This window comes from Moraxella canis, from assembly GCF_002014965.1.
GTDB lineage: Bacteria > Pseudomonadota > Gammaproteobacteria > Pseudomonadales > Moraxellaceae > Moraxella > Moraxella canis.
The window spans coordinates 114785-137986 of the sequence record NZ_MUXT01000004.1; the positions used below are offsets into that span (position 1 = coordinate 114785).

The following is a 23202-nucleotide window of genomic DNA, read 5'->3' on the forward strand; positions in this document are numbered from 1 at the left end:
GCTTTTTTCATTTCTCTTTGGTGGATTTATGGTAAATTCTACAAAACAAGTCACACCTATGGCAGCCAACATATTCTTTGGCTTGCTGTTGGCTGGGATGAGCATCTATTTTATCCAATGGGGCTTGGTCTACACAATGCATCAGCAGGTGCTGTTGTTTATGATCGCAAGTTTCTTTGGTATTTTTATGGCATTCAACATCGGCGGTAACGATGTTGCAAACTCATTTGGTACATCGGTAGGGGCGGGCACGCTGTCAGTCACTCAGGCGTTGGCGGTTGCGGCGATTTTTGAGGTATCGGGCGCAGTTTTGGCAGGCGCGGCGGTGACAGATACGATTCGTAGCGGCATTGTCGATATCAGTGAATTGGGCGTCTCTCCAAATCAGTTTATTTATTTGATGCTTTCAGCGCTCGTTGCGGCGGCATTTTGGTTGTTATTTGCGACCAAGCGCGGTTTGCCAGTTTCTACAACGCACGCAATCATTGGCGGTATCGTCGGTAGCTCGATCGTTCTTGGTATCAGCATTGGCGGTACGGATTTGGCATTTTCGACAGTAAAATGGTCAAAAATTCGTGACATTGCGATTTCTTGGGTGTTATCACCAGTTTTAGGTGGCGCGCTTTCTTATTTATTGTACAGCGTCATCAAGAAAAATATTTTGGCATATAACGAAAAAGCCGAAGCGATGGTAAAATCCATCAAAGCTGAGAAAAAGACGCTAAAACGCCAACAAAAAGAATATTTCGATACTTTGGCTGATAAAGAAAAGCTGCCTTACACCAACGCCATGTTGCGTGACCAAGAAATCTACAAAGACGGCGATTGCCAACGCGACGACTTGGAGACAGAATACTACCGTTCGGTGTTTGATCTTGAGCGCAAGCGCGAGAATTTGGATACACTTAAAGCATTGAAAACTTGGGTGCCGCTCATCGCTGCATTGGGTGCGGTGATCATGACAGCCATGGTGGTATTTAAGGGTCTAGCAAATACAGGTCTAAAATTATCTACTTTGCAAGCTGGCTTGGTGATGGGGATGCTTGGTGCGATGGTTTGGCTGACTGCCTTTATTTATACCAAAACAATCCGCGGTAAACAAAAAGAAGATCTAGCCAAAGCCACGTTTGTCATGTTCAGCTGGATGCAGGTATTCACTGCGTGTGCTTTTGCGTTTAGTCATGGTTCAAACGATATTGCCAACGCCGTCGGTCCTTTCGTTGCGATCATGGACGTGATCAAAAATAACGCCGTCGAAGCCAAGGCAGCCGTACCTGCGCCTGTCATGTTGACCTTTGGTGTGGCATTGATTGTAGGTCTTTGGTTTATTGGTAAAGAGGTTATCCAAACCGTTGGTACCAACCTAACCGAGATGCATCCTGCATCAGGTTTCTCAGCGGAGCTTGCTGCTGCTGCGGTTGTAATGGGTGCGTCTACCTTGGGTATTCCTGTATCAAGTACGCACATTTTGGTTGGTGCGGTTCTTGGGATCGGTTTGGTCAATAAAAACACCAACTGGAGCCTTATGAAGCCCATTGGCTTGGCTTGGGTTATTACCCTGCCAGCAGCTGCGATCATTAGTGCCATTTCGTTCATGCTGCTAACAAACTTTCTTTGAGTCATAACACGATACTGACATCTGAAAGTTTATTTTAAGCCGTTAAAACCCCTTTAGATCTGCTCTCTAAAGGGGTTTTATTTTTGTAATCAGTTAAAATACCATATCAAACAACACAACAGGCTTTAAAGATCAAAAATTTTATTTTAATCTAAACTAACTAAAATAACTTTAAAAAATAGATGGGTGCAACCGCTGAAAGGTTTGATATTTGCGACATTTTGCAGTGAATTGTTTCTCATGTTTTCTTAATTGTTAAATTTCTATTTTTGCAATCAAGCCTTGCAAAAATGGCGGTTTATCGCACAAATTAATTACGCTATAATTCAAATCAATAACAAATCACAATTGGAGAAAATGATGAAAACTGTATTTCACGCTGCCGATTCTCGTGGCAATGCCGAACATGGTTGGCTAAAAAGCCGCCATACCTTTAGCTTTGCAGAGTATTATAATCCACAGCGCATGGGCTTTGGTGTACTTCGCGTTATTAATGATGACTTCGTTCAAGGTGGAATGGGCTTTGGTAGACACCCGCACCGCGATATGGAAATCATCTCGATTCCTTTGAGTGGCGACTTGGCACACAAAGACAGCATGGGTAACGGTAGTATCATCAAAAATGGTGACATCCAAGTCATGTCAGCGGGCACAGGTGTGACTCACAGCGAGATGAATGCTAACCCTGATCAACCGGTGAAGTTTTTACAAATCTGGGTATTAACTCGTAAAAATGGTGTTGAGCCACGCTATCAACAAATCACGATCGCTGATCAAGCCAAACCAAATGATTTTCAACAAATCTTATCACCAAACGCTGATGATGACGGCGTGTGGATTCATCAAGATGCTTGGTTTTCACTAGCTAACTTTGATAAGGATACCAGCCGCCGCTATGATATCAAAAAACCAGGCAATGGCGTGTATGTATTTGTGATCAAAGGTGAAGCAAAAATCGGTGATCAGCAGCTGAGCGAGCGCGATGGTTTGGGCGTTTGGGATACGGATGGTTTTGAATTGACCGCTACGAGTGATGCCCAAATCCTATTGATGGATGTGCCAATGGATATCGCTGCTAACACCAATCAGCCTTAATGAATTTTTGATGAGTAATCATCAATTAATCGCCCAAAGTGGCTAAACAACATGGATTGCTTTGGGCAAATCTAAATGTAAAATTTAACAACAAAGGAGACATCTGATGTCAAATAAATTTCTAGAATTACTAACCCCAGAAAACAGCCAATTGATCTTTATCGATCATCAGCCACAGATGGCATTTGGCGTGCAATCAATCGACCGTCAAACTCTAAAAAATAACGTCGTTGGCTTGGCAAAAGCAGCCAAAGCTTTTGATATCCCGACCATCATCACCACTGTTGAAACTGAAGCGTTCTCAGGTCATACATATCCAGAGCTGCTAGAAGTATTCCCAGAAACTCAGCTACTTGAGCGTTCTTCTATGAACTCATGGGATGATCAAAATGTCCGTGATGCGTTGGCAAAAAATGCACAAAATGGCCGTAAAAAAGTGATCGTTGCAGGTCTATGGACTGAAGTATGTAACTTAGGCTTTGCTTTGGCAGCGGCAGCTGATACTGACTATGATATCTATATGGTAGCCGATGCTTCTGGCGGTACTTCTGTAGAAGCTCATGACTATGCCATGCAGCGCATGATCCAAGCAGGTATTATTCCAGTGACTTGGCAGCAAGTGATGCTTGAGTGGCAACGTGACTGGGCACGCAGAGATACTTATGATGCAGTTATGGATATCGTGAGAGAGCATTCTGGTGCATATGGTATGGGCGTAGATTATGCCTACACGATGGTACACAGAGCGCCTGAGCGTGTACAACACGGTGAACGTATCGGCCCAAATCCGGCTAAATAATTATTGATAAATGTTTTGACAGAGGCGTGTTTGATTGAATGCGCCTTTGTCGCTTAAGCATTTTGGATACGTCATGAAAATGTATATTTTTTCTTTTGGTGTTGGAATTTTAGTGGGCGTCTTATATTATGTACTAAACGTACGATCGCCTGCACCGCCTGTCGTCGCTTTGATCGGGCTTCTGGGGATGCTTGTGGGTGAGCAAGCAGTTCCTTATGCCAAACAATGGCTGGCACCAAACACTCAGATGAGTGAATCTCAAAGCCAAAATCCACCCAAAACTACCAATGACAAGGAGGCAACATGAGCACAGCTAATCAATCAGTAGATACCATCTTTTATAATGGTAATTTTGCAACATTGGATAAAAATAACCCAACCGCTCAGGCAGTTGCGATCAGTAATGGCAAATTTGTCGCTGTTGGTGATGATAATACCATCATGGCAATGTCGGGCAGCAATACCAAGTGCATCAATTTAAAAGGTAGAAAAGTTCTGCCAGGGTTATTTGACAACCATACACACATCATTCGTGGTGGTCTAAGCTATAACTTGGAGCTGCGCTGGGATGGCGTACGCAGTTTGGCAGATGCGATGGCGATGCTAAAAGCACAAGTTGACATCACGCCAGCACCGCAGTGGGTGCGTGTTGTGGGTGGTTTTACCGAGCATCAATTTGCCGAAAAACGCCTGCCAACGATTGCAGAGATTAACGCAATTGCGCCAGATACGCCTGTATTTATTTTGCATTTGTATGACCGTGCACTATTAAATGCAGCAGCTTTGCGTGCTGTTGGCTACACCAAAGATACGCCAGAACCAGAAGGCGGTGAGATCTTGCGTGACAGTAAAGGCAATCCAACAGGTCTTTTACTTGCCAAGCCTAATGCCATGATCTTGTATTCGACCTTGGCAAAAGGTCCAAAACTGCCTTTTGATTATCAAGTTAATTCAACGCGTCATTTTATGCGTGAGCTTAACCGCTTGGGCGTAACTGGTGTGATTGATGCTGGTGGCGGCTTCCAAAACTACCCAGATGATTATGAAGTTATTCAAAAATTATCAGATGAAGATCAGCTGACAGTACGCATTGCCTATAACTTATTCACCCAAAAGCCCAAGGAAGAAAAAGAAGATTTCTTACGTTGGACGTCATCGGTGGAGTATAAGCAAGGCAATGACTATTTCCGTCATAATGGCGCAGGCGAGATGTTGGTGTTCTCGGCAGCTGACTTTGAGGATTTTCGTCAGCCGCGTCCTGATATGCCACAAGAAATGGAAGGTGAGCTAGAAGAAGTGGTGCGTATCTTGGCTCAAAACCGCTGGCCATGGCGCTTACACGCGACCTATGATGAGACCATCTCGCGTGCGCTTGATGTCTTTGAAAAAGTCAATGAAGACATTCCGCTAGAGGGGCTAAACTGGTTCTTTGACCACGCTGAGACCATCTCGGACAGATCGATTGAGCGTATCGCCAAACTTGGCGGCGGCGTTGCGGTGCAGCATCGTATGGCGTACCAAGGTGAGTATTTTGTTGAGCGTTATGGTAAAGGGGCAGCCGCAGCGACACCGCCAATTAAGCGCATTCTTGAAAGCGGTGTGAAAGTGTCTGCAGGTACGGACGCAACCCGTGTTGCGTCGTATAACCCATGGGTATCTTTGTCTTGGATGACCACTGGTAAAACTGTTGGCGGCATGGGACTTTATCCAAATGAAAATCTGCTTGACCGTGAAACGGCACTGCGCATGTGGACAGAAAATGTGGCGTGGTTCTCAAACGAAGAAGGCAAACGCGGACGCATTGAAGAAGGTCAATTTGCTGACTTCATCATTCCAAGTAAAGACTATTTTTCTGTGACTGATGAAGAATTGCCGCATTTGACATCGCATCTGACTGTGGTCGGCGGTAAAGTGGTCTTTGGTGATGATGAGTTTTCATCACTGGATGAAAATCCACTACCACCTGCCATGCCAGAATGGTCGCCAACTCGCCGCTTCGGAGGTTATGGTGCTTGGGCAGATGAAGACTTAAGCCGTAATTCATTTGCGCCATCGCAAAATGTTCAGCAGATGGTCAGCAGCTGTGGCTGTGGCACAAGCTGTGGTTTGCATGGTCATAATCATGCCAAAGCTTGGGCGTCTACAGTGCCAAGCAGTGACCTAAAGAGCTTCTTTGGTGCATTAGGCTGTTCTTGCTGGATGGCTTAATGGAGGCTTGAATGAACGAAACGTCATCAGACAGTTTCGCTCCATTAAAAGTCAAAGTCTTCTTAGTGATGTGGCTAGCGACCATTTTAGGAAATATCGGTAGCTTCATCAGAGACGTTGGCAGTGCTTGGATTATGACCGACTTGTCACCGTCGCCGATGGCGGTGGCAATGGTGCAAGCGGCAGCAACCTTGCCCATTTTTTTGTTGGCAATTCCAGCGGGAGTTTTGTCGGATATTTTAGATAAGCGCAAGTTTTTGATAGGTATTCAGATGCTCATGGCATTTAGTAGTATCTGTCTTATGCTACTTTCAGCGCTTGGTATGCAATCAGTGGCTTCACTGATTGCATTAACATTTTTAAGTGGTATTGGTGTGGCATTGATGGGGCCGACTTGGCAAGCCATCGTGCCTGAACTGATTGATAGATCTCAGCTAAGAAATGCTGTTGCATTAAATTCCTTAGGCATTAATATCGCTCGAGCCATTGGTCCTGCCTTAGGCGGGCTGATTTTGGCCAGTTTCGGTGTGGCTGCTGCGTATGGCGCGGATGTCTTAAGCTATGTTGTGGTGATTGCTGCACTGATTTGGTGGAAGCGACCCGTTCGCGCTAAGGACGAGATGTCAGAGAGTTTTGTCGGCGCATTTAAGGCGGGTCTACGCTATGCTAAGGCAAGCCGAGAGCTGCATATCATCTTTGGGCGCGTATTTGTTTATTTTGTCATGGCAAGTTCGGTTTGGGCATTGTTGCCATTGGTTGCCAGAACGCTTTTACAGGGCGATGCCAGATTTTATGGTATCATGCTTGGTTTGGTGGGGATCGGTGCGATCGTTGGTGCGGTCATTCTGCCCAAAATTAGAGCGCGATTTAGCGCCGATCAAATGCTGTTATGTGCTGCCTTTATCACCGGCTTGGTGATGCTGGCTTTGTCGGCTTCACCGCCCAAAGCCGTTGCCTTGTTGTTGCTTTTATTTTTGGGAGTTGCGTGGATTACTGCGCTTACTACACTTAATAGCTTAACTCAAGGTATTTTGCCCAACTGGGTTCGTGGACGAGCGTTGGCGCTGTATTTGATGGTGTTCAATGGCGCCATGACCTTAGGTAGTGTGATCTGGGGCGCGGTTGCTACTCAGATTGGGCTGGTTGAGACATTGATTGCTTCTGGTATTTGCTTATTGATTAGTAGCCTTTTGACCTATAAAATCAAATTGCCTAATGATAATCTGGATACCACGCCTTCAAATCATTGGGCGCCGCCAGTTGTCAATACGCCGATTGATCCTAATGACGGTCCTGTGATGATTCAGATAATGTATCAGCCTAAGCCTGAGCATCAAGAAGCGTTTTTAAAGACCATTTATCAGCTGTCAACTCAGCGCTATAAAGATGGTGCTTATCAATGGGGCATTACGAAGTGTACTGATGAAGTGGATGTGTATTTGGAGTACTTTTTTGTTGAATCTTGGCAGGAGCATATGCGCCAGCATCAGCGTGTTTCAAGTGCAGATGCAGCACTTCAGGCTCAGATCCTTGAGTACTTAAAGCCCAATACACAGCCTGAAGTTCGGCACTATCTGACTGCCAGACCAAATAAAGCTTAAGGTTTATGCGCTCAGCGCACTTGTCAGATCAAACCAAAACAGCTACTGATGATTCGGTGGCTGTTTTTATTGGCTAAGGAAAACTTGGGGGTGAATGAACATAAAAAAACGCGCTCAATGTATTGAGCGCGTTTAGAATAGTGGCATCCCATAGGGGATTCGAACCCCTGTTACCGCCGTGAAAGGGCGGTGTCCTAGGCCTCTAGACGAATGGGACACAGTGTGCAAAGCTCAAACCTTTGCTGAATTTCGGCGCTTTCACCGTTGATCCGAAATTGGTTGCCATTATATCATGATATTTTTGGTCGTCAAGCGTTTTATGTCAAAATTTTGACGAAAACTGCTAAGTAATTGATTTTTAATAAAATGGCTCAGATTTACTGAGCCATTTAAGAGAATTGTGGTTGCTATTAGTCTTTGAAGTTATTAAATTGTAGCGGGACGCCAAATTGCTTATCTTTTAAAAATGCCATGGCAAGCTGTAGATTGTCTTTTTTCTTATCGCTGATCCGAACCTTATCGCCTTGGATGCTGGCAGAAACTTTCAGATCAGATTCTTTGAGCGACTTGGAGATTTTCTTGGCGGTGTCGGCATCAAGTCCATCTTTTAGGTTGATGACTTGCTTAATTTGTTTACCTGACTGCTGCTTATCTTGTGGATCTAGCGACTGCAAATCCACACCGCGCTTAATCAGCTGCTTTTCAAAAATGGCATACACATTGTCCGATTGTAGCTCATTATCGGTGGTAATGGTAACAGTTTTGGCTTTTTCGTTCAGCTCAATGCTGATGTCGCTGCCCTTAAAATCAAAGCGAGTGGCGACTTCTTTTTCGGCATTTTGAACCGCGTGCTTGACTTCAAACACTTGTAATTCTGAAACCACATCAAAAGATGGCATAATTTTCTCCCTAATTAAACTAAATGAATCATGGCGCTTCGTCATCGCAACTGCAATCAAGCTCATCAGCGGCTTTTTCGGTCGGCAATAATGCGCTTTGATTGACAATATGACAAAACAGTTCGGCGGTTTTTTGGGTGTCATACAGTGCTGAGTGGGCATGATTATTATCAAAGCCAAGCCCGGCAATCAAACAGGTTTTTGCCAGTACCGTATGCCCATAGGCGAGTGCAGCAAAACTTGCCGTATCAAGCACGCTAAACGCATGAAAGGGCGAGTGATTTTTGCTGTTGGTGCGTGCGATAGCAGCATTTAAAAAGCCCAAATCAAAATGCGCATTATGACCGACCAAAATACACTGGCGGCAACCTTGTTCTTTTTTGATGCGCTTAAGCGTCTTAAAAATACGGCGTAAAGCGGTTTTTTCGTCTTCGCTGATGGCTTTTCTAAAAGGGCTATCCGGATTAATGCCGGTAAATTTCAGTGACGCCGGCTCAAGGTTTGCTCCAACAAACGGCTCAATGTGTGCATTCAAAGGCTCGCCTTGGTACAGCTTTCCTTCATCATCCATCAAAATTGGCACGCAAGCAATCTCAAGCAGTGCATCAGTTGCAGCATTAAAGCCAGCGGTCTCTACATCCACCACCACAGGCAAAAATCCTCGAAATCGATCGGCAATGGTGGGTTTTATTGATTTGACTAATTCGCTCATGCGCTGACCACTTGCCAAGGCAGAACTTCACCTGCCAATAGCGGCGTAAGCGTCTTATCACCCAAATAATCAAAGCTGTCAGGTACGGTCTGTGGCTCTTTGATGAGTGTGATTTGGGTAGTATTGACTGGTAAACCATAAAAATCAGCGCCATATCGGCTCGCAAAATTTTCAAGCTTATCAAGTGCATTGACGCTTTCAAAAGCCATGGCATATAGCGGTAGGGCATGCAAAGCGCTATAGCAGCCAGCACAGCCGCACGCTGCTTCCTTGGTGTGTGTGGCATGTGGTGCTGAATCGGTTCCCAAGAAAAACTTAGGGTTGCCACTGGTTGCCACCTCAAGCAGGCGCGCTTGATGGGTGGCTCGTTTTAAAATGGGTAAACAATAATAGTGAGGCTTAACACCGCCAACCAGCAGATGATTACGATTAAATAACAGATGCTGTGGAGTGATCGTCGCTGCGATATGATCGCCTTGAGCCAAGCAAAAATCTGCCGCATCAGCGGTAGTGATGTGCTCCATGACGATCTTTAGGTTTGGGAATTGGGCGATGATTTTACTCAGCACATCATCCAAAAAGCGTTTTTCACGATCAAAAATATCAATCTCACTGTGAGTCACTTCACCATGTACCAATAGCGGCATACCGTGCTTTTGCATGGCTTCAAATACTGAGCCGCGCGCCAAAATATCAGTCACGCCATCAGCAGAGTTGGTGGTCGCGCCTGCTGGATAAAGCTTCACAGCTGATACGACGCCTGTTTGGACAGCTTTGTCAATGTCTTGGGCGGTGGTGTGATCAGTCAAATACAGCACCATGCGTGGATCAAAGCTATCTTGACGAGCAGATGGCAAATCACTGTCTTTGAGTGCCTTTAAGATGCGTTCGCGATAGGCGACGGCTTGGTCGGCTGTCTTGACAGGCGGTACCAAATTTGGCATACAAATCACACGATTAAAACTGGCTGCCGCGTGCTTAACGGTGGTCGCCAGAGCGTCGCCATCACGCAGATGGATATGCCAATCATCTGGCTGAATGATAGTTAATGTCGTTGTCATAATCTATTTAAACTTAAAAAGAATACAAAAAATCCATTATTGTAGGGATTGGAATTTTTGTCAAGGTTTGAAAGTAAATTTGATAAAAATTCCAACTTATGCCGAGTTTTTCAGCACTGGAGTGATTTGGTAAGCAAATAAAAAACTCCCAATCGTTTTGATTGAGAGTTTGTGGGATTATTTGTTGTCTTTATGCTCAAGCTGTGGCACGGCATTTCCGCCACCCAAGCCTAGCAAGCCTGATTGGACATACAGCCCCAATTTTTGGCGTGTATCTGCAATGTCTAGATTGCGCATGGTCAGCTGACCGATGCGATCAAGTGGTGTAAACGCAGCATCTTCAACCTTCTCCATGGATAGGCGATCAGCTTCATAGGTTAGGTTTGGTGATTCAGTATTTAAGATACTATAATCATTCCCACGGCGCAGCTCTAGCGTGACCGTACCTGTGATCGCCTTGGCAACCCAGCGCTGAGCGGTCTCGCGCAGCATAAGCGCTTGAGAATCAAACCAGCGACCTTGATACAGTAGGCGACCTAAGCGCAAGCCATTGATGCGATACTGCTCGATCGTGTCTTCATTATGGATGCCTGTCACCAAGCGCTCATAAGCGATGTGCAACAGTGCCATACCTGGTGCTTCATAGATACCGCGAGACTTGGCTTCGATGATACGGTTTTCGATTTGGTCGGTCATGCCCAAGCCGTGACGACCGCCAATTTCATTGGCTTTTAGGATCAAATCAACCAAGCTGTCAAAATTTTCACCATTGAGCGCTGTAGGCACGCCTTCTTCAAAGCTGACTGTCACTGTCTCAGCAGCGATTTCGACACTCTCATCCCAAAAACGCACGCCCATGATCGGCTCAACAATCTTATGGCTGGCATCCAAAAACTCAAGATCCTTAGCTTCGTGAGTCGCGCCAAGCATATTTGAGTCAGTTGAGTAGGCTTTTTCTTTGCTCATTTTATAATCAAAGCCATTATCAATCAAAAATTGACTCATCTCAGCGCGACCGCCAAGCTCATCAATAAAAGTTTGATCAAGCCAAGGTTTATAGATTTTAAGCTCAGGATTAGCAAGCAGACCATAGCGATAAAAACGCTCGATGTCATTGCCTTTATAGGTCGATCCATCGCCCCAAATGTTCACATCATCTTCGCGCATCGCTGATACCAGCATCGTGCCTGTCACCGCACGCCCTAAAGGAGTCGTATTAAAATAGGGCATACCACCTGTGGTCACATGAAACGCACCGCACTGAATGGCGGCAACGCCTTCTTGAGCAAGCTGTAAGCGGCAGTCAACCAATCGTGCCTTGACCGCGCCATACTGTGTGGCTTTGTTAGGAATGGCATTGTAGTCATCTTCGTCTGGCTGACCCAAATTGGCAGTATAGGCATAAGGTTCAGCGCCTTTTTGCTTCATCCAAAGCAGGGCAGCTGAAGTATCCAAACCGCCCGAAAAAGCGATACCGACTTTTTTGCCGACAGGAAGGTGCTGCAAAATGGTTGCATTACTCATATGAATATCCTTGATTTATGACTAAATAAAATGAACTTATCAAGAAATTATAACATTTTTTATGCTTCATGGATATTAAACCTAAGATAATTTGTCTTTTGTGATAAAAATAAGAATTTTATCACACTTTAGTATGCCAAATATGCTATGCTTTGTTATACTATCATTTTAAAAAATGATGGCTATTATTTAGGAATTAATAATGACCGTAGATCGGCGTATCGTGATTGACACCCAATCCCAGTGCTTAACCCTGTATCAAGGCGATATTTTGCTGCGCCAATTTGTGATTTCCACCGCAAAAAACGGCACAGGGCAGCTTGAAGGTACAGGCTGTACGCCGCTTGGTGAGCATGTCATCAGCCAAAAGATTGGCGATGGCTTGCCTGCCAATGCAGTGTTTGTTGGCAGACAGTTTACTGGTGAGCTTTATACTGATGAATTAGAGCATGATTTTCCTGATCGAGACTGGATACTTGGGCGTATTTTATGGCTTGATGGACAAATAGATGGTCATAATCGAGGTCTGAATACTGATGGCAAGGTGGTGGATACCAAGTCGCGATATATTTATATTCACGGTACGCCAGACACAGAGCCGATGGGCGTGCCTATGTCGCATGGATGTATCAGAATGCGCATAGATGAGCTTGTTTGGCTGTTTGGTCAAGTGGCAGTAGGGACTTACGTCGATATTTGTTAATTTTAAATGATTTATAAATCCAACCTGGAGAAAAACCTATGAAAAAACTAACTGCGATCGCTTTGGGAATGAGTGTTATTGCTTTGACCGCTTGTCAGAGCACAAGTGCGCCATCAATGACTCAGCAAACTGGCGGCGTGACAGCTGTACCGAATCATGCGCCGACCACCTCAAAGCCAAGCATTGATCTAAATAGTGCGCAGGCGGGTAGTCTGATTGTCTATTATCAGCCAAATGCCAAATCCGCTGTCCAAGCTTTGGCAAGCCGACGCGGCGATCTGGTTTTAAATGAATTTGATATTTTTAATGCGATGGTTGTGCGCCCTGTACATCATGATGTCAATGCGACCGTGAATGCTTATAAAGCGATCGCAGGCGTTTCAAAAGTTGTGGTTCATCAAGGCAGTTCGACACCACAAATGCCAAGCCAATAAGCGTCGCCGCCTAAAGGTAGCTGTATGAATTTGCAAAAAGTTGATTTAAATTTATTGTTCTATTTGGATGTGCTTTTGCGTGAAAAAAATGTCACGCGTGCCGCTGAGCAGCTTGGCATCACGCAGCCTGCCATGAGTAATATTTTGCGGCGTTTGCGCTCATTATTTAATGATCCGCTCTTGGTGCGCTCATCTGAGGGCATGACGCCTACTGAGCGCGCTTTTGAGTTACAACCGCGCATTCGTGAGGTGCTCTCGGACATCACCACACTGCTTGAGCCGCGTACTGAGTTTCGTCCGTATAGCACTTCTCGCGTATTTCGCATCATGACCAGCGACTATGCTGAAGCGACACTGGTTCCGCGTTTGGTCAAGGCGCTGCGTAGTGAGGCGCCAAATGTCATCTTGGATTTTTTGACGCCCTCGGATGTCTCTTATCGGGATATGGAGCAAGGGCGTGTGGACTTGGCGATCAATCGCTTTAATGAAATTCCCCAAAGCTTTCATCAGGTATTGGTGTGGAGAGATACTTTTAGCTGCTTATTATCGGCGGACAGCTCTTACGCCAATCGTTTTAATCTTAAAAACTATCTAAAGGCGCATCATGTGTGGGTGTCTAAAACGGGCATGGGCGTGGGCTTTGGGGTAAATCCTGAAAAATCAGGTGGTCTTGGCTCAATTGACCAAGCCCTACAAAGACTGGGTCAAAAGCGTCAAATCAGCGTCTTTACACGCCATTATCAGATGCCTGCGATGCTTGCGGCTAACAAGGATTTGATCGCAACACTGCCGACGCGCGTGGCAAGGTTGCAGGCGGATAATAATCCACAAATTATCGTCAAGGAACCGCCGTTTTTTATTCCTGAATTTGAGCTGACCATGGCATGGTCGCCACTACTTCAGCATCACCCTGCGCATCGTTGGCTGCGTCAATTAATCCTGCATGTCGCGCGTCAAGTCATTGCCGAAGAAGAGCAAGCCGCCAAGTCAGCGCTTTGATTTTCTAAGCTTTGAGCCTTGGCTTATTGACTTTCTTTAAAATGACTTGTCTGCAGAAGGGCGTCTGCTGCGTTGATCAGGCAGGGCGCTGCGCTCTTCATCAAAGCTTGCAAGCGGTACAAAGGCGATATTCTGCTTTGGTAAGTTTTCATGCTGAACCAAGCGCCAGTTTTTATCATCGTCATTGCTGACTTGCAGATAATATTTGGCAGGCGTGGGATCAAGCTTGACTTCGCCTGCATAACTGTTATCTGTTTGATGCGTCATAATAAAATCGCGGTCTTTGTCATTATCTGTAGCATGAGAGATGCGCACGGACAATGATTTTGGATAAGTTAAGGGTGTGCCATCGCTGAATGTCTGTGTCGCTAGGCTTTGTGCTGGGTAATTTAGCTCAAAGCGGACACGGGTCATCTGATCTTCTTGGGTGAGTCGCATGATCCCAGAGATGCCTAGGTCATGCGAAAGCTTATCGCGCGAAGCATCTTGATATAATGTTTTGCCGTCCATATACCAATCATCGCGTACGGTTGAGTCTTGGATTTTTATAGAATAAATAATAAAAAAGATACAAACCACCACAACCAAAACAGGCAAGCCGATCACAAAAATCAAGACCATGTAGTTTTTGTACCAAATATTTGCTTGTTTATTGGGTTTGGGGGTAATTTTCATAAGGATCGCCAAATTCTATAAATCAATCAGGCTTCATTGTAGCACAACGAAGCCTGATTTTGGGAATTAACGCCGCTTATCTCTTAGGTTCATAGATAAAGACATCTTGAGCAGAAGCGCTGTATTGACCATCTTGGCTGTAGACCGTGATGGTAATCGGCGTGCTGCCAGGCTGAACCACGCTTGGATCGCCGATGATGCTGACAGGCAGATCGTATGGCTCATTGGCTTGAAGTGGTAGCTCTTTAAAGCGTGAGCGTAAAGTCATGCCAGCGGTATTATCACCATCTAGGCGCACTTGATAAACGTGACGCTGATCGGTTTTATTGACGATTTTTAGAACATAGCTATTTTCAATCATGCCATCTCGTCCGATGGTCGAGATTTGTTTACGATCATGGCGAATTTCCATCTCAAGCGGTGCGCGCCCAACCGCAACCAGTGTCGCCGCGATGATACACGCTGATAATACGCCGATATAAGCAAAAATACGCCAGCCGATGATTTTGGTTTTTTGTTTTTCGACCAATTGGCGCTCGGTTGTGTAGCGGATCAGTCCACGCGGATAGCCAACTTTATCCATGATTTCATTACAGGCATCGACACAGGCGGCACATTGGATACATTCTACTTGTAGACCATCGCGGATATCAATGCCTGTGGGGCACACTTGCACACACATACTGCAATCCACACAGTCGCCATAGCCTTCAGGATGAGTATCTTTTTTGCGCGCACCACGTGGCTCACCGCGTTCATAGTCATAAGAAACCAAAAGCGTGTCTTTATCAAACATCACGCTTTGGAAGCGTCCATATGGGCACATATGCACGCACATTTGCTCGCGCATATAGCCACCATTGGTTTGGGTAACAAAGGTGATGATTAAGAAAAATATCCACGTCATCTTACCCCAGCCTATAAAAAATGGGGTCGCACCATTAAAAAACAGGTAGTCGGTGCCTACGATGAAAGAAATGAAAGTCAGCGCTGTCGCCGCCGAGATTACACCCCAAGCTGCGTGCACTGCCAACGTTTTAAAGATTTTTTCGGCATTCCAGGGAGCTTTGTCAAATTTGATGCGTTTATTACGATCACCGATGATCCATTTTTCGATGTGCTGATACAGATGCACATAAATGGTCTGCGGACAAGCATAGCCGCACCACACACGTCCTGCATAGACTGTGACCATAAATAAAGTCATCGCCGCAATGATAAAGACAAACGCAAAGAAGTAAAAATCCTGCGGCATGAAAGTTGCACCAAAGATATAAAACTTCGGTTCAATCACATTTAACAAAATTGCCTGCCGACCATTCCAACGAATCCAAGGCGCAATCAAAAATAATACAAAGATGGCATACATCGAAATCAGGCGGATATTTTGATATTTGCCCTTAACAAATCTGGGATGTACACGATGCTTGGTCGCATCCATATCTTTGGAGTGCGGGATGATTTTTTCGGGAATGGGACGGGGTTTTTTCTTGGGTTTTTGTTCTTCTGACATAGTATATACCTTGGCTTGTCGCCTAAATAGATTAAATTTAAATGTATAATCAAACTAAGGCATGGCTTGGTAAATAAAAAAACACCAAAATAGGTATCTTGAAACTGAGCTTATATTACCATTTTTTGTAGGGTTTTTGTATGATATTTTGAAATTTTATAAAAATATGCAAGCTATGTTTTTGAATAAAGATATTCTTAAGCGGTAAAACGGGCATTTGGATTATATCAAATCAAAACCCCATCAGATGAACTATGATGGGGTCGTGTGAAGTGATTTTACAGGGTTTAATCAAAATTCAGTGATTTGTAAAATCTTTTTAAACAGCTCTTTTTGCTCTTGGCTTGGCTTGGCTGATTGTAGTGCCATGACTTGGGTCATATCACCATCAATGCGGATTTTGCCCAGCATAAACGCTTCAATGGCTTGATTGACATCATTATTAGCAATGATTTGTGATAATGTGTCGCAATCAATGGTGACAGTGCTGATCGCATTTTCTACTAAGCCTTGATGCAGCTTACCGTCTTTTAGATGAAGCTCAACGCTTTCGTCGCCAGTGACTTTGGCATTTAGTAAGACATTGGCTAAATTAGGTGGCAAGTTCAGATCGCCTGCAGATTGGTTGAGTTCATTGACTTTATCAAACCATGCTTGGCTCAAAAATTTTTCCATAATAATTACCTTAAGTGTTGATGATGTAGGTTAAAAGGGTGCTGCGACTATGCATTTGATGTATTATAAAGTAAAACCGACAACTTGTCACAATCGCCATGAAATCGGTCTCGTTTTTTATGCTTGATAAAACCACACTTATTAAATTACTCAATTAAAATATTAAAAAAATTAAATTATTATAGAAAATAAGGCTATATTACCAAAAAATTTCAATATTTTTACAAAATATACCCAAAAATTACATTTGTGTTGTATAATAAAAGGTGAACATCCGCTGGTAATACCATATTGTCAGTAGGGATATATTTGGTGTTGGCACCTTGCCGCACCGTCTAACGCAAGCCAAGCAGTTTTGCAAGCCAAGCTAGCGGAGTCGTATATTTTGGAATCATTACCAAAGTCATCGATAATCCATAGAAAATTTAAGGATTTTTTCTTTTTTGCTGGCTGACTTGATGATATTTGCCTAACTTTGCGTTACAATAGACACACAAGATCAAAGCAAGAGTAGTTTTTTCACTCGATTTGATAAAACTGCGACGCTAAATAAATCGGGCTGCACAGGAAAATATCCAATGAGTCTATATAAATCAGCAGTAGCCCCCTTGTCCGTAGATCATGAATATGAAATCACGATTGTGCGATTTTTTACAATCATGGCGGTATTTTGGGGTATCGTTGGCATGGCTGTCGGTGTATTTATCGCATCACAGTTAGCATGGCCAGTATTAAATTTTGACACAGCATGGCTGTCTTTTGGACGTCTAAGACCGCTGCATACTAATGCGGTGATTTTTGCGTTTGGGGGTTCGGCTCTTTTTGCAACTTCTTATTACATCGTTCAGCGTACTTGTAAGACCAGATTGTTTGCGCCTTATTTGGCGTGGTTTACTTTTTGGGGCTGGCAAGCGATCATCGTTTCTGCCGTCATTACCCTGCCACTGGGGGTGACTTCTGCTAAGGAATATGCTGAGCTAGAATGGCCGATTGACATCGCCATCGCTTTGGTTTGGGTGGCTTATGCCATTGTCTTCTTTGGAACAATCATTAAGCGCCAAACATCACACATTTATGTTGCAAACTGGTTCTTTGCAGCATTTATTATCACCATTGCGTTGCTACATATTGTGAATAGCTTGGCAGTGCCAGTTGGCTTATTTAAGTCATATTCACTATTTGGTGGTGCGACTGATGCCATGGTTCAGTGGTGGTATGGGCATAATGCTGTTGGTTTTTATTTGACTGCTGCATTCTTAGGTATGATGTACTACTTCATTCCTGTGCAAGTAGGCCGACCTGTTTACTCATATCGTTTATCAATCGTCCACTTTTGGGCATTGATTGCGTCATATATGTGGGCAGGTGGACACCATCTACACTATTCAGCGCTACCTGACTGGACCCAGTCACTGGGCATGGTATTTTCATTGATTCTATTTGCACCTTCTTGGGGCGGTATGATTAATGGTGTATTGACCCTTTCGGGCAGTTGGGATAAGTTGCGTACCGATCCGATCATTCGCTTCTTGATTGTTGCTTTGTCGTTCTATGCGATGAGTACTTTTGAAGGTCCAATGCTATCTATCAAAGCGGTTAACGCGATCAGTCATAATACCGACTGGACGGTAGGTCACGTACACTCAGGCGCCTTAGGCTGGGTTGGTATGATTACCATTGGTTCGATTTATGTATTATTGCCGCGTATCTTTAACAAGGCAAAAATGTACTCAACCAATCTGATTACACTGCATTTTTGGCTTGCGACGACTGGTACCGTATTGTATATCGTTGCGCTTTGGATCTCAGGTATCACTCAAGGTATGATGTGGCGTGCCACAAACCCAGATGGTACTTTGGCTTATGACTTTATCCAAACCGTTGTTGTTTCACATTGGCCGTATGTCGTCCGTACATTGGGTGGTGCGCTGTATGTAGGTGGTATGTTTGTGATGGCTTATAACTGCTATCGCACGATTAAGATGCCAAGCGTTCCTGAACATATTGCAGAGCCAGAAGAAGTGAACACTGGCAGCGAACAGGCATCGGTACAGGCTTAAGGGGTAAACAATGTCTAAAATCACTCATGAGTTAGTAGAGAAAAACACAGGTTTACTCGTTATCTTCATCGTCATCGCCATTAGCTTTGCAACTTTGGTTGAACTTGTTCCTTTGATTTATGATGAAACAGTTGCCGAAGAGGGCGGTGTGAATAAGCCATTACCAAATATGCGTCCTTGGACAGCGCTTGAGCTTGAAGGTCGTGATATCTATATTCGTGAAGGCTGTCACGTTTGCCATACTCAGATGATTCGTCCTTTGCGTGCAGAGGTAGAGCGTTATGGACCTTATAGCCGTGCAGCGGAATCAGCGTGGGATCATCCATTTTTGTGGGGTTCAAAACGCACTGGTCCGGATTTGGCTCGTGTCGGCGGTCGCTACTCGGATCAATGGCATGTTGATCACCTGATCGATCCACGCTCTGTCGTGCCTGATTCGGTGATGCCATCTTATCCTTGGCTTGCTACCAAAGAAGTCAATGGCACGAAAGTACAAGAAAAAATGCGTCTGTTTAAAGATCGTTTTGGGTTACCTTATACAGAAGCAGATATTGAAGCTGCACCTGACCAAGTTCAAGGTGCAACCGAGCTGGATGCCCTAGTTGCTTATCTACAGCAGTTGGGTATTGCGATGCAAGGTCAACGCTAATGAATTGGGGCGTTTTGCATAGTATTGCGACCGTAGCGGCCTTTATTGCCTTTATTGGAATCGCATGGTGGGCTTATTCCCCAAAAAATAAAAAACGCTTTGAAGAAGATGCACAACTTGCGCTGGATGATCAGGACAGACAACGTCTATCATCACATAAGCGCACTAAGGATATACAATGAGCTTTTTTTGGAGTTCTTGGATTACCATCTTGTCATTGGGCTGCTGGCTATTCATCTTTGGTGTTCTGGTATGGACCTTGCGATCTAAACCAGTTCTTGAAGAAGATGAAACCACAGGTCACTCCTATGATGGTATCCGAGAGTATGACAAGCCACTACCTAAGTGGTGGTTGGTGATTTTCTTTGGCACGATGATTTGGGGCTTGGGTTATTTTATCCTTTTCCCTGCGATTCAGCCAAGTGTATGGAAAGGTGTGACAACTGTTGAAGTGGATGGCGAATCAGTACCTTGGACTTCTGCCAACGAATTAAACAGCCAGCTTCAAGCCAACAACCGCGTATTTACTGAAAATTTTGAGCAAAACATTTTGGCAAATGCAGGTGCAAGCGAAGCAACTGTTGTTCTTGCTAAGCTGAATGATCTTCAATCTCAGCGTAAAGCTGGTGAAGAAAACGCCGAACTACAAACACAGATCGACGAGCAAGTCAAACTGCTAGCGCCTTTTGTTGATAAGCTAGCAGCTGATCCAGAGGCGCAAAAGGTTGGTAACCGACTATTTTTGCAAAACTGTGCGCTATGCCATGGCTCTAACGCAAAAGGTGCGCTTGGCTATCCTGATTTGACGGATAATGATTGGCTATATGGCGGCAACGCTGATGAAATTTTGCTGACAATTCACAATGGTCGCGTCGGTTCTATGGCTGCTTGGCAGCAACAGTTGGGTGAATCTGGTGTCCGCGCAACCGCTGAATATGTGCTTGAAATTTCAGGCAACCAAAATGGCTATGAGCTTGATACTGCTAAAGTTGCACAAGGTAAAGCTTTATTTGAAGCGAACTGTGTGCTGTGCCACGGTGCAGATGCTAAAGGTATCACTGCAATGGGCGCTCCAAATCTGACGGATGATATCTGGCTGTATGGCGGCGATCGTGATACTATCCAAACTACGATTCGTCATGGTCGTGCTGGTGTGATGCCAGAGTGGCAAACTAAGCTGGGCAATGAGCGTGTCATGCTATTGGCTGCTTATGTTCGCTCACTGTCACAAACTGCTGCTGAATAACTATAGCCGCTGTTTTAAGAGTCGCTTTTGCGGCTCTTTTTTGATTTTAAATCATAGAGCTAGATTTATTAAACTCTACTAAACTATCGTATTTGGGCTTAGTTAATCCAATGATAATATGTATCCAGAGCTTCTTAGTTGGGGGTTTTGAATTTATAATTTTATTTATTTAATATACTTATAATTAGTTAAATAAATAATGCTTTAGTTTCTATGCTTAGGTGATGTGTCATAACATCAGATTTGAATGATTTGTAACATTATGTGCCAATAAGTGCCAAAGGTGTTATCTTGTTCTCTAAATAAGGGTATAGAAACCTTTTTTTTTGCACTTTAATCAGCTAAATGTGACTGCTTTGCCTTATGAGGTCTTTGACAAGGTTTGTTAAATCAGTAAAAACAACCTTGGGCAAGTTCGGTCTGGTGGTTAAAAAGCTGTCTATAATGAGGGATGGAATGATATTCAACCTTATGTGATTATGTTATAAAATCAAACTGCTTAATTTGATGATATGTTTCTTAATTCAGCTGTATTATAATCCTATCTACAGATATAAAAATTCAAAAATTCTCATTATGCTCTTTAAGTTACAATGATCCATTTCTCCATATAATCTCTATGATGAAAATTTAAGAAGCATAGTCTTAATATCCCAGAATGATAACATTGGATTATCGCCAAAATAAAAAGTGCTGTGAATGATCACAGCACTTTTTAAATGATTACAAATATCAACCAATGACTGAAAGGATATATTCTTGGTTCCAAACGGTACCATCATCAAAATAAATGCTTTCAATCGAATGATTTGATAACTGATTTGAAATCTTAATACTACCTGAATGGACATTTTCATAAGTTTCAGTATAAGGATTTCCTTCTAAGTCTATCATTTCATGAGATATTTGCTGAATTTTAGTGACGTTTAGGTAAACATCTGTTCTACGGGATGTAAGAGAGACTTCATCAGGTGTTATATTGCGAAGGTAGAGCTTATCATAACCCCAATTGCTATACTCGTTGATATCAATTTCAAAACTTGTAGCATCTCCAGGGTTGATATCATAGATATCATCACCATCCCCGCCATATAAATAGGCGCGACCGACAGGGTGGAGGGTAAAGCGATCATCGCCATTATTACCTTGTAGATAGATACTACCGTAGACAGAGTGGAGAGTAAAGTGATCATCACCATTACCACCGTCTACAGATATACTGGAATATCTGTCGCTACCTGTGTGGATCAGGGTATTGTTACCCTCTCCAGCTTGCCAATTGATATCACCATCAGTAATGAGCAAATCATTATTATTACCAGTTATGATTTCAGAATCATCCTTTGTGGTTTTGACGATATACATCGCATCATTATCTTTTGCAGAATAATAGGTGGATGGCGAAACCATATTGATTGCTTGAGTAGCACTATTACCTGCGATATCTGTCAAGACCGCTTCATAAGTTCCTGCTTCAAATGGTACAGCAGAAAGATCAGTGATCTCACTGCGTGCGCCATCGCTGGTTTTATATAATGACAAATCATACTCTGTCGCCGTAGTGAGTGAAATTAAACCTGTATCTAGGTTATAGTTAGTACCGATGGCATTGTACAAATCTGGTGCCTGAGTATCTACAGTGACTGCGATGCTATTTGTATAACTGATGTTGCTTGAAGCATCAGAAACTTTAGCACGGAGTAGATAGCTGCCATCTTCAAGATTTGTGACGGAATTACCATCCATCACCTGCCATGTATCACCGTTATCCAACGAGCTTTCGTAAGTGACTGTTGAACCTAATTCATGACCTTGGATATGTAGACCAAAACTGTTATCACTGCTGATACGGTCGCTGTCTGAGCTACCCGTATCTTCATAATCCACCAAGGTCAGCGTACCTGCTTCAGGTGGTGTGGTGTCTTTATCAAGCGAAGCGGTATGGGTCTTTAATGGTTTACCATTCATATCTAAGATTTGAATGGATAAGGAGGTTTCTGATGCGTCTGAATGACTGGTAGCCAAAGACTTGTACTGGTAGCTTCCATCAGAGTTGATGGTCAATGTACCATCTGGGGTGTTAACGGTCATTGACTGTGCTGACTGATCTGCCGAGTGAACAAGTGTCTGATCACCAACTTTGATTTGGTAGCTCTCTGGTTTGTTGGCTGTATCTGCAAATATATGACCATTAATAGACTCATAACCAGTAAATACATCTTGGGTTACAGGTGCTTTTTCGGTGATATTTAGTGAAATATTTGAGCCACTAAAGTAAGCATCAAGAATTAGGGTATAAGCGCCTTCAGAAAGTGGCAAGTTTTTATTTAAGATAATTGTATCATGACTAGAACCCACTTTGCTTATACTCTGAGAGCTGCTGCTTGATAATCCCGAACCAATGATTTGATAGCTAACAGATCCGTTTAAGATTCTTGATTCATTGCTAAGATCCAGGGTGATATAGCCATCTTTACCTGTAATGACAAAATCAATGGTGTCGTATAGGCTATTACGAGTACTTGCATTAACAACGGTCTTATCTTGATGGCTGGTTTGTTTTTCAAAAACTGGAACCAGTTCAAAATTGGCAGTTGAATCTGAAAGTGATGCTGTCGCAAAGACTTTGGCAGCGCCGCTGACATTGTTGGCGGCATCTTTGGCAGTCACACTCAAGGCTTCGCCATTGGTATAGGCTTTATCTAAGGTGGCGCTGTAGTTACCTTTGGCA

General features: G+C 43.8%; 21 protein-coding genes and 1 tRNA gene. 13 read left to right on the plus strand and 9 right to left on the minus strand.

The features are described from left to right. The first annotated feature begins 28 nt into the window (after positions 1-28). The 6 genes from B0180_RS02915 (at position 29) to B0180_RS02940 (ending at position 7321) form a co-directional block, all read left to right on the plus strand. Positions 29-1618 (plus strand): inorganic phosphate transporter, encoded by a 1590-nt coding sequence (locus B0180_RS02915; protein ID WP_078255590.1) that lies wholly within the window; start codon positions 29-31, stop codon positions 1616-1618. Between the two features lie 360 nt (positions 1619-1978). Then, positions 1979-2713 carry a pirin family protein gene (locus B0180_RS02920; protein ID WP_078255591.1) on the plus strand — a complete coding sequence of 245 codons (735 nt, stop codon included), beginning with the start codon at positions 1979-1981 and terminating at the stop codon, positions 2711-2713. Positions 2714-2819: 106 nt separating this feature from the next. Next, entirely contained in the window at positions 2820-3512 is a 693-nt protein-coding gene (locus B0180_RS02925; protein ID WP_078255592.1) for a hydrolase, read from the plus strand. A gap of 73 nt (positions 3513-3585) precedes the next feature. Then, positions 3586-3819 carry a DUF1427 family protein gene (locus B0180_RS10295; protein ID WP_049237287.1) on the plus strand — a complete coding sequence of 78 codons (234 nt, stop codon included), beginning with the start codon at positions 3586-3588 and terminating at the stop codon, positions 3817-3819. After that, positions 3816-5720 (plus strand): amidohydrolase, encoded by a 1905-nt coding sequence (locus B0180_RS02935; RefSeq protein ID WP_078255593.1) that lies wholly within the window; start codon positions 3816-3818, stop codon positions 5718-5720. The genes B0180_RS10295 and B0180_RS02935 overlap by 4 nt, the downstream gene beginning before the upstream one ends. 11 nt (positions 5721-5731) lie before the next feature. Further along, entirely contained in the window at positions 5732-7321 is a 1590-nt protein-coding gene (locus B0180_RS02940) for an MFS transporter (protein WP_078255594.1), read from the plus strand. Between the two features lie 141 nt (positions 7322-7462). Here the strand turns inward: B0180_RS02940 and B0180_RS02945 are convergent. The 5 genes from B0180_RS02945 to argG form a co-directional block, all read right to left on the minus strand. Beyond that, positions 7463-7538 (minus strand) — tRNA-Glu (locus B0180_RS02945). A 193-nt stretch (positions 7539-7731) separates the two neighbouring features. Further along, positions 7732-8220 carry a YajQ family cyclic di-GMP-binding protein gene (locus B0180_RS02950; protein ID WP_078255595.1) on the minus strand — a complete coding sequence of 163 codons (489 nt, stop codon included), beginning with the start codon at positions 8218-8220 and terminating at the stop codon, positions 7732-7734. A gap of 28 nt (positions 8221-8248) precedes the next feature. Next, a complete protein-coding gene (gene rnt / locus B0180_RS02955; protein WP_078255596.1) occupies positions 8249-8932 on the minus strand; it encodes a ribonuclease T in 684 nt (227 codons plus the stop codon). Further along, on the minus strand, positions 8929-9996 hold the full coding sequence (gene pyrC, locus B0180_RS02960) for a dihydroorotase (protein ID WP_078255597.1): 1068 nt from the start codon (positions 9994-9996) through the stop codon (positions 8929-8931). Before pyrC ends, rnt begins: the two co-directional genes overlap by 4 nt. Positions 9997-10170: 174 nt before the next feature. Continuing rightward, complete coding sequence (gene argG, locus B0180_RS02965; protein WP_078255598.1) at positions 10171-11517, minus strand: argininosuccinate synthase; 1347 nt, start codon at positions 11515-11517, stop codon at positions 10171-10173. 202 nt (positions 11518-11719) lie between these two features. On the opposite strand from argG, the gene B0180_RS02970 reads away from it, so the two are divergent. Genes B0180_RS02970 through B0180_RS02980 form a run of 3 tightly spaced genes read left to right on the plus strand, consistent with a single transcriptional unit; the run spans position 11720 to position 13653 of the window. Further along, positions 11720-12220 carry a L,D-transpeptidase gene (locus B0180_RS02970; RefSeq protein WP_078255599.1) on the plus strand — a complete coding sequence of 167 codons (501 nt, stop codon included), beginning with the start codon at positions 11720-11722 and terminating at the stop codon, positions 12218-12220. Positions 12221-12258: 38 nt separating this feature from the next. Beyond that, on the plus strand, positions 12259-12654 hold the full coding sequence (locus B0180_RS02975; RefSeq protein WP_078255600.1) for a hypothetical protein: 396 nt from the start codon (positions 12259-12261) through the stop codon (positions 12652-12654). 24 nt (positions 12655-12678) lie between these two features. Continuing rightward, on the plus strand, positions 12679-13653 hold the full coding sequence (locus B0180_RS02980) for a LysR family transcriptional regulator (protein WP_049237491.1): 975 nt from the start codon (positions 12679-12681) through the stop codon (positions 13651-13653). A gap of 36 nt (positions 13654-13689) precedes the next feature. Here the strand turns inward: B0180_RS02980 and B0180_RS02985 are convergent, their stop codons facing one another. The 3 genes from B0180_RS02985 to B0180_RS02995 all read right to left on the minus strand — a co-directional run bounded on the left by B0180_RS02985 (position 13690) and on the right by B0180_RS02995 (position 16516). After that, positions 13690-14328: a FixH family protein gene (locus tag B0180_RS02985; protein WP_078255601.1), complete on the minus strand. Its 639-nt coding sequence runs from the start codon at positions 14326-14328 to the stop codon at positions 13690-13692. Positions 14329-14404: 76 nt separating this feature from the next. After that, positions 14405-15841 carry a cytochrome c oxidase accessory protein CcoG gene (gene ccoG, locus B0180_RS02990; RefSeq protein WP_078255602.1) on the minus strand — a complete coding sequence of 479 codons (1437 nt, stop codon included), beginning with the start codon at positions 15839-15841 and terminating at the stop codon, positions 14405-14407. Positions 15842-16132: 291 nt separating this feature from the next. Further along, a complete protein-coding gene (locus B0180_RS02995) occupies positions 16133-16516 on the minus strand; it encodes an SCP2 sterol-binding domain-containing protein (RefSeq protein ID WP_049237461.1) in 384 nt (127 codons plus the stop codon). A gap of 578 nt (positions 16517-17094) precedes the next feature. On the opposite strand from B0180_RS02995, the gene ccoN reads away from it, so the two are divergent. The 4 genes from ccoN to ccoP are packed head-to-tail and all read left to right on the plus strand — an operon-like array spanning position 17095 to position 20471. Beyond that, complete coding sequence (gene ccoN / locus B0180_RS03000) at positions 17095-18576, plus strand: cytochrome-c oxidase, cbb3-type subunit I (RefSeq protein WP_049237463.1); 1482 nt, start codon at positions 17095-17097, stop codon at positions 18574-18576. Between the two features lie 10 nt (positions 18577-18586). Beyond that, entirely contained in the window at positions 18587-19225 is a 639-nt protein-coding gene (gene ccoO, locus B0180_RS03005) for a cytochrome-c oxidase, cbb3-type subunit II (protein ID WP_049237465.1), read from the plus strand. Continuing rightward, positions 19225-19407, plus strand: coding sequence for a cbb3-type cytochrome oxidase subunit 3 (locus tag B0180_RS03010; protein WP_078255603.1), 183 nt, complete (start codon positions 19225-19227; stop codon positions 19405-19407). Before ccoO ends, B0180_RS03010 begins: the two co-directional genes overlap by 1 nt. Then, the gene (gene ccoP / locus B0180_RS03015; RefSeq protein WP_078255604.1) at positions 19404-20471 is read left to right on the plus strand and encodes a cytochrome-c oxidase, cbb3-type subunit III; all 1068 of its coding nucleotides are present in this window, start codon (positions 19404-19406) and stop codon (positions 20469-20471) included. The genes B0180_RS03010 and ccoP overlap by 4 nt, the downstream gene beginning before the upstream one ends. Before the next feature lie 732 nt (positions 20472-21203). On the opposite strand, the gene B0180_RS03020 is transcribed toward ccoP, so the two are convergent. After that, the coding region (locus tag B0180_RS03020; RefSeq protein ID WP_233424905.1) for an Ig-like domain-containing protein at positions 21204-23202 on the minus strand (1999 nt) is incomplete at its 5' end.

Coding starts and splice junctions, on each gene's coding strand:
- B0180_RS02935 (WP_078255593.1), top strand. CDS start 3,816: ATGAGCACAGCTAATCAATCAGTAGATACCATCTTTTATAATGGTAAT.
- B0180_RS02995 (WP_049237461.1), bottom strand. CDS start 16,516: ATGGAAAAATTTTTGAGCCAAGCATGGTTTGATAAAGTCAATGAACTC.
- B0180_RS03010 (WP_078255603.1), top strand. CDS start 19,225: ATGAATTGGGGCGTTTTGCATAGTATTGCGACCGTAGCGGCCTTTATT.
- B0180_RS02920 (WP_078255591.1), top strand. CDS start 1,979: ATGAAAACTGTATTTCACGCTGCCGATTCTCGTGGCAATGCCGAACAT.
- B0180_RS02985 (WP_078255601.1), bottom strand. CDS start 14,328: ATGAAAATTACCCCCAAACCCAATAAACAAGCAAATATTTGGTACAAA.
- argG (WP_078255598.1), bottom strand. CDS start 11,517: ATGAGTAATGCAACCATTTTGCAGCACCTTCCTGTCGGCAAAAAAGTC.
- rnt (WP_078255596.1), bottom strand. CDS start 8,932: ATGAGCGAATTAGTCAAATCAATAAAACCCACCATTGCCGATCGATTT.
- ccoN (WP_049237463.1), top strand. CDS start 17,095: ATGAGTCTATATAAATCAGCAGTAGCCCCCTTGTCCGTAGATCATGAA.
- B0180_RS02940 (WP_078255594.1), top strand. CDS start 5,732: ATGAACGAAACGTCATCAGACAGTTTCGCTCCATTAAAAGTCAAAGTC.
- ccoO (WP_049237465.1), top strand. CDS start 18,587: ATGTCTAAAATCACTCATGAGTTAGTAGAGAAAAACACAGGTTTACTC.
- B0180_RS02980 (WP_049237491.1), top strand. CDS start 12,679: ATGAATTTGCAAAAAGTTGATTTAAATTTATTGTTCTATTTGGATGTG.
- ccoG (WP_078255602.1), bottom strand. CDS start 15,841: ATGTCAGAAGAACAAAAACCCAAGAAAAAACCCCGTCCCATTCCCGAA.
- B0180_RS02970 (WP_078255599.1), top strand. CDS start 11,720: ATGACCGTAGATCGGCGTATCGTGATTGACACCCAATCCCAGTGCTTA.
- B0180_RS02975 (WP_078255600.1), top strand. CDS start 12,259: ATGAAAAAACTAACTGCGATCGCTTTGGGAATGAGTGTTATTGCTTTG.
- B0180_RS02915 (WP_078255590.1), top strand. CDS start 29: ATGGTAAATTCTACAAAACAAGTCACACCTATGGCAGCCAACATATTC.
- ccoP (WP_078255604.1), top strand. CDS start 19,404: ATGAGCTTTTTTTGGAGTTCTTGGATTACCATCTTGTCATTGGGCTGC.
- B0180_RS02925 (WP_078255592.1), top strand. CDS start 2,820: ATGTCAAATAAATTTCTAGAATTACTAACCCCAGAAAACAGCCAATTG.
- B0180_RS10295 (WP_049237287.1), top strand. CDS start 3,586: ATGAAAATGTATATTTTTTCTTTTGGTGTTGGAATTTTAGTGGGCGTC.
- B0180_RS02950 (WP_078255595.1), bottom strand. CDS start 8,220: ATGCCATCTTTTGATGTGGTTTCAGAATTACAAGTGTTTGAAGTCAAG.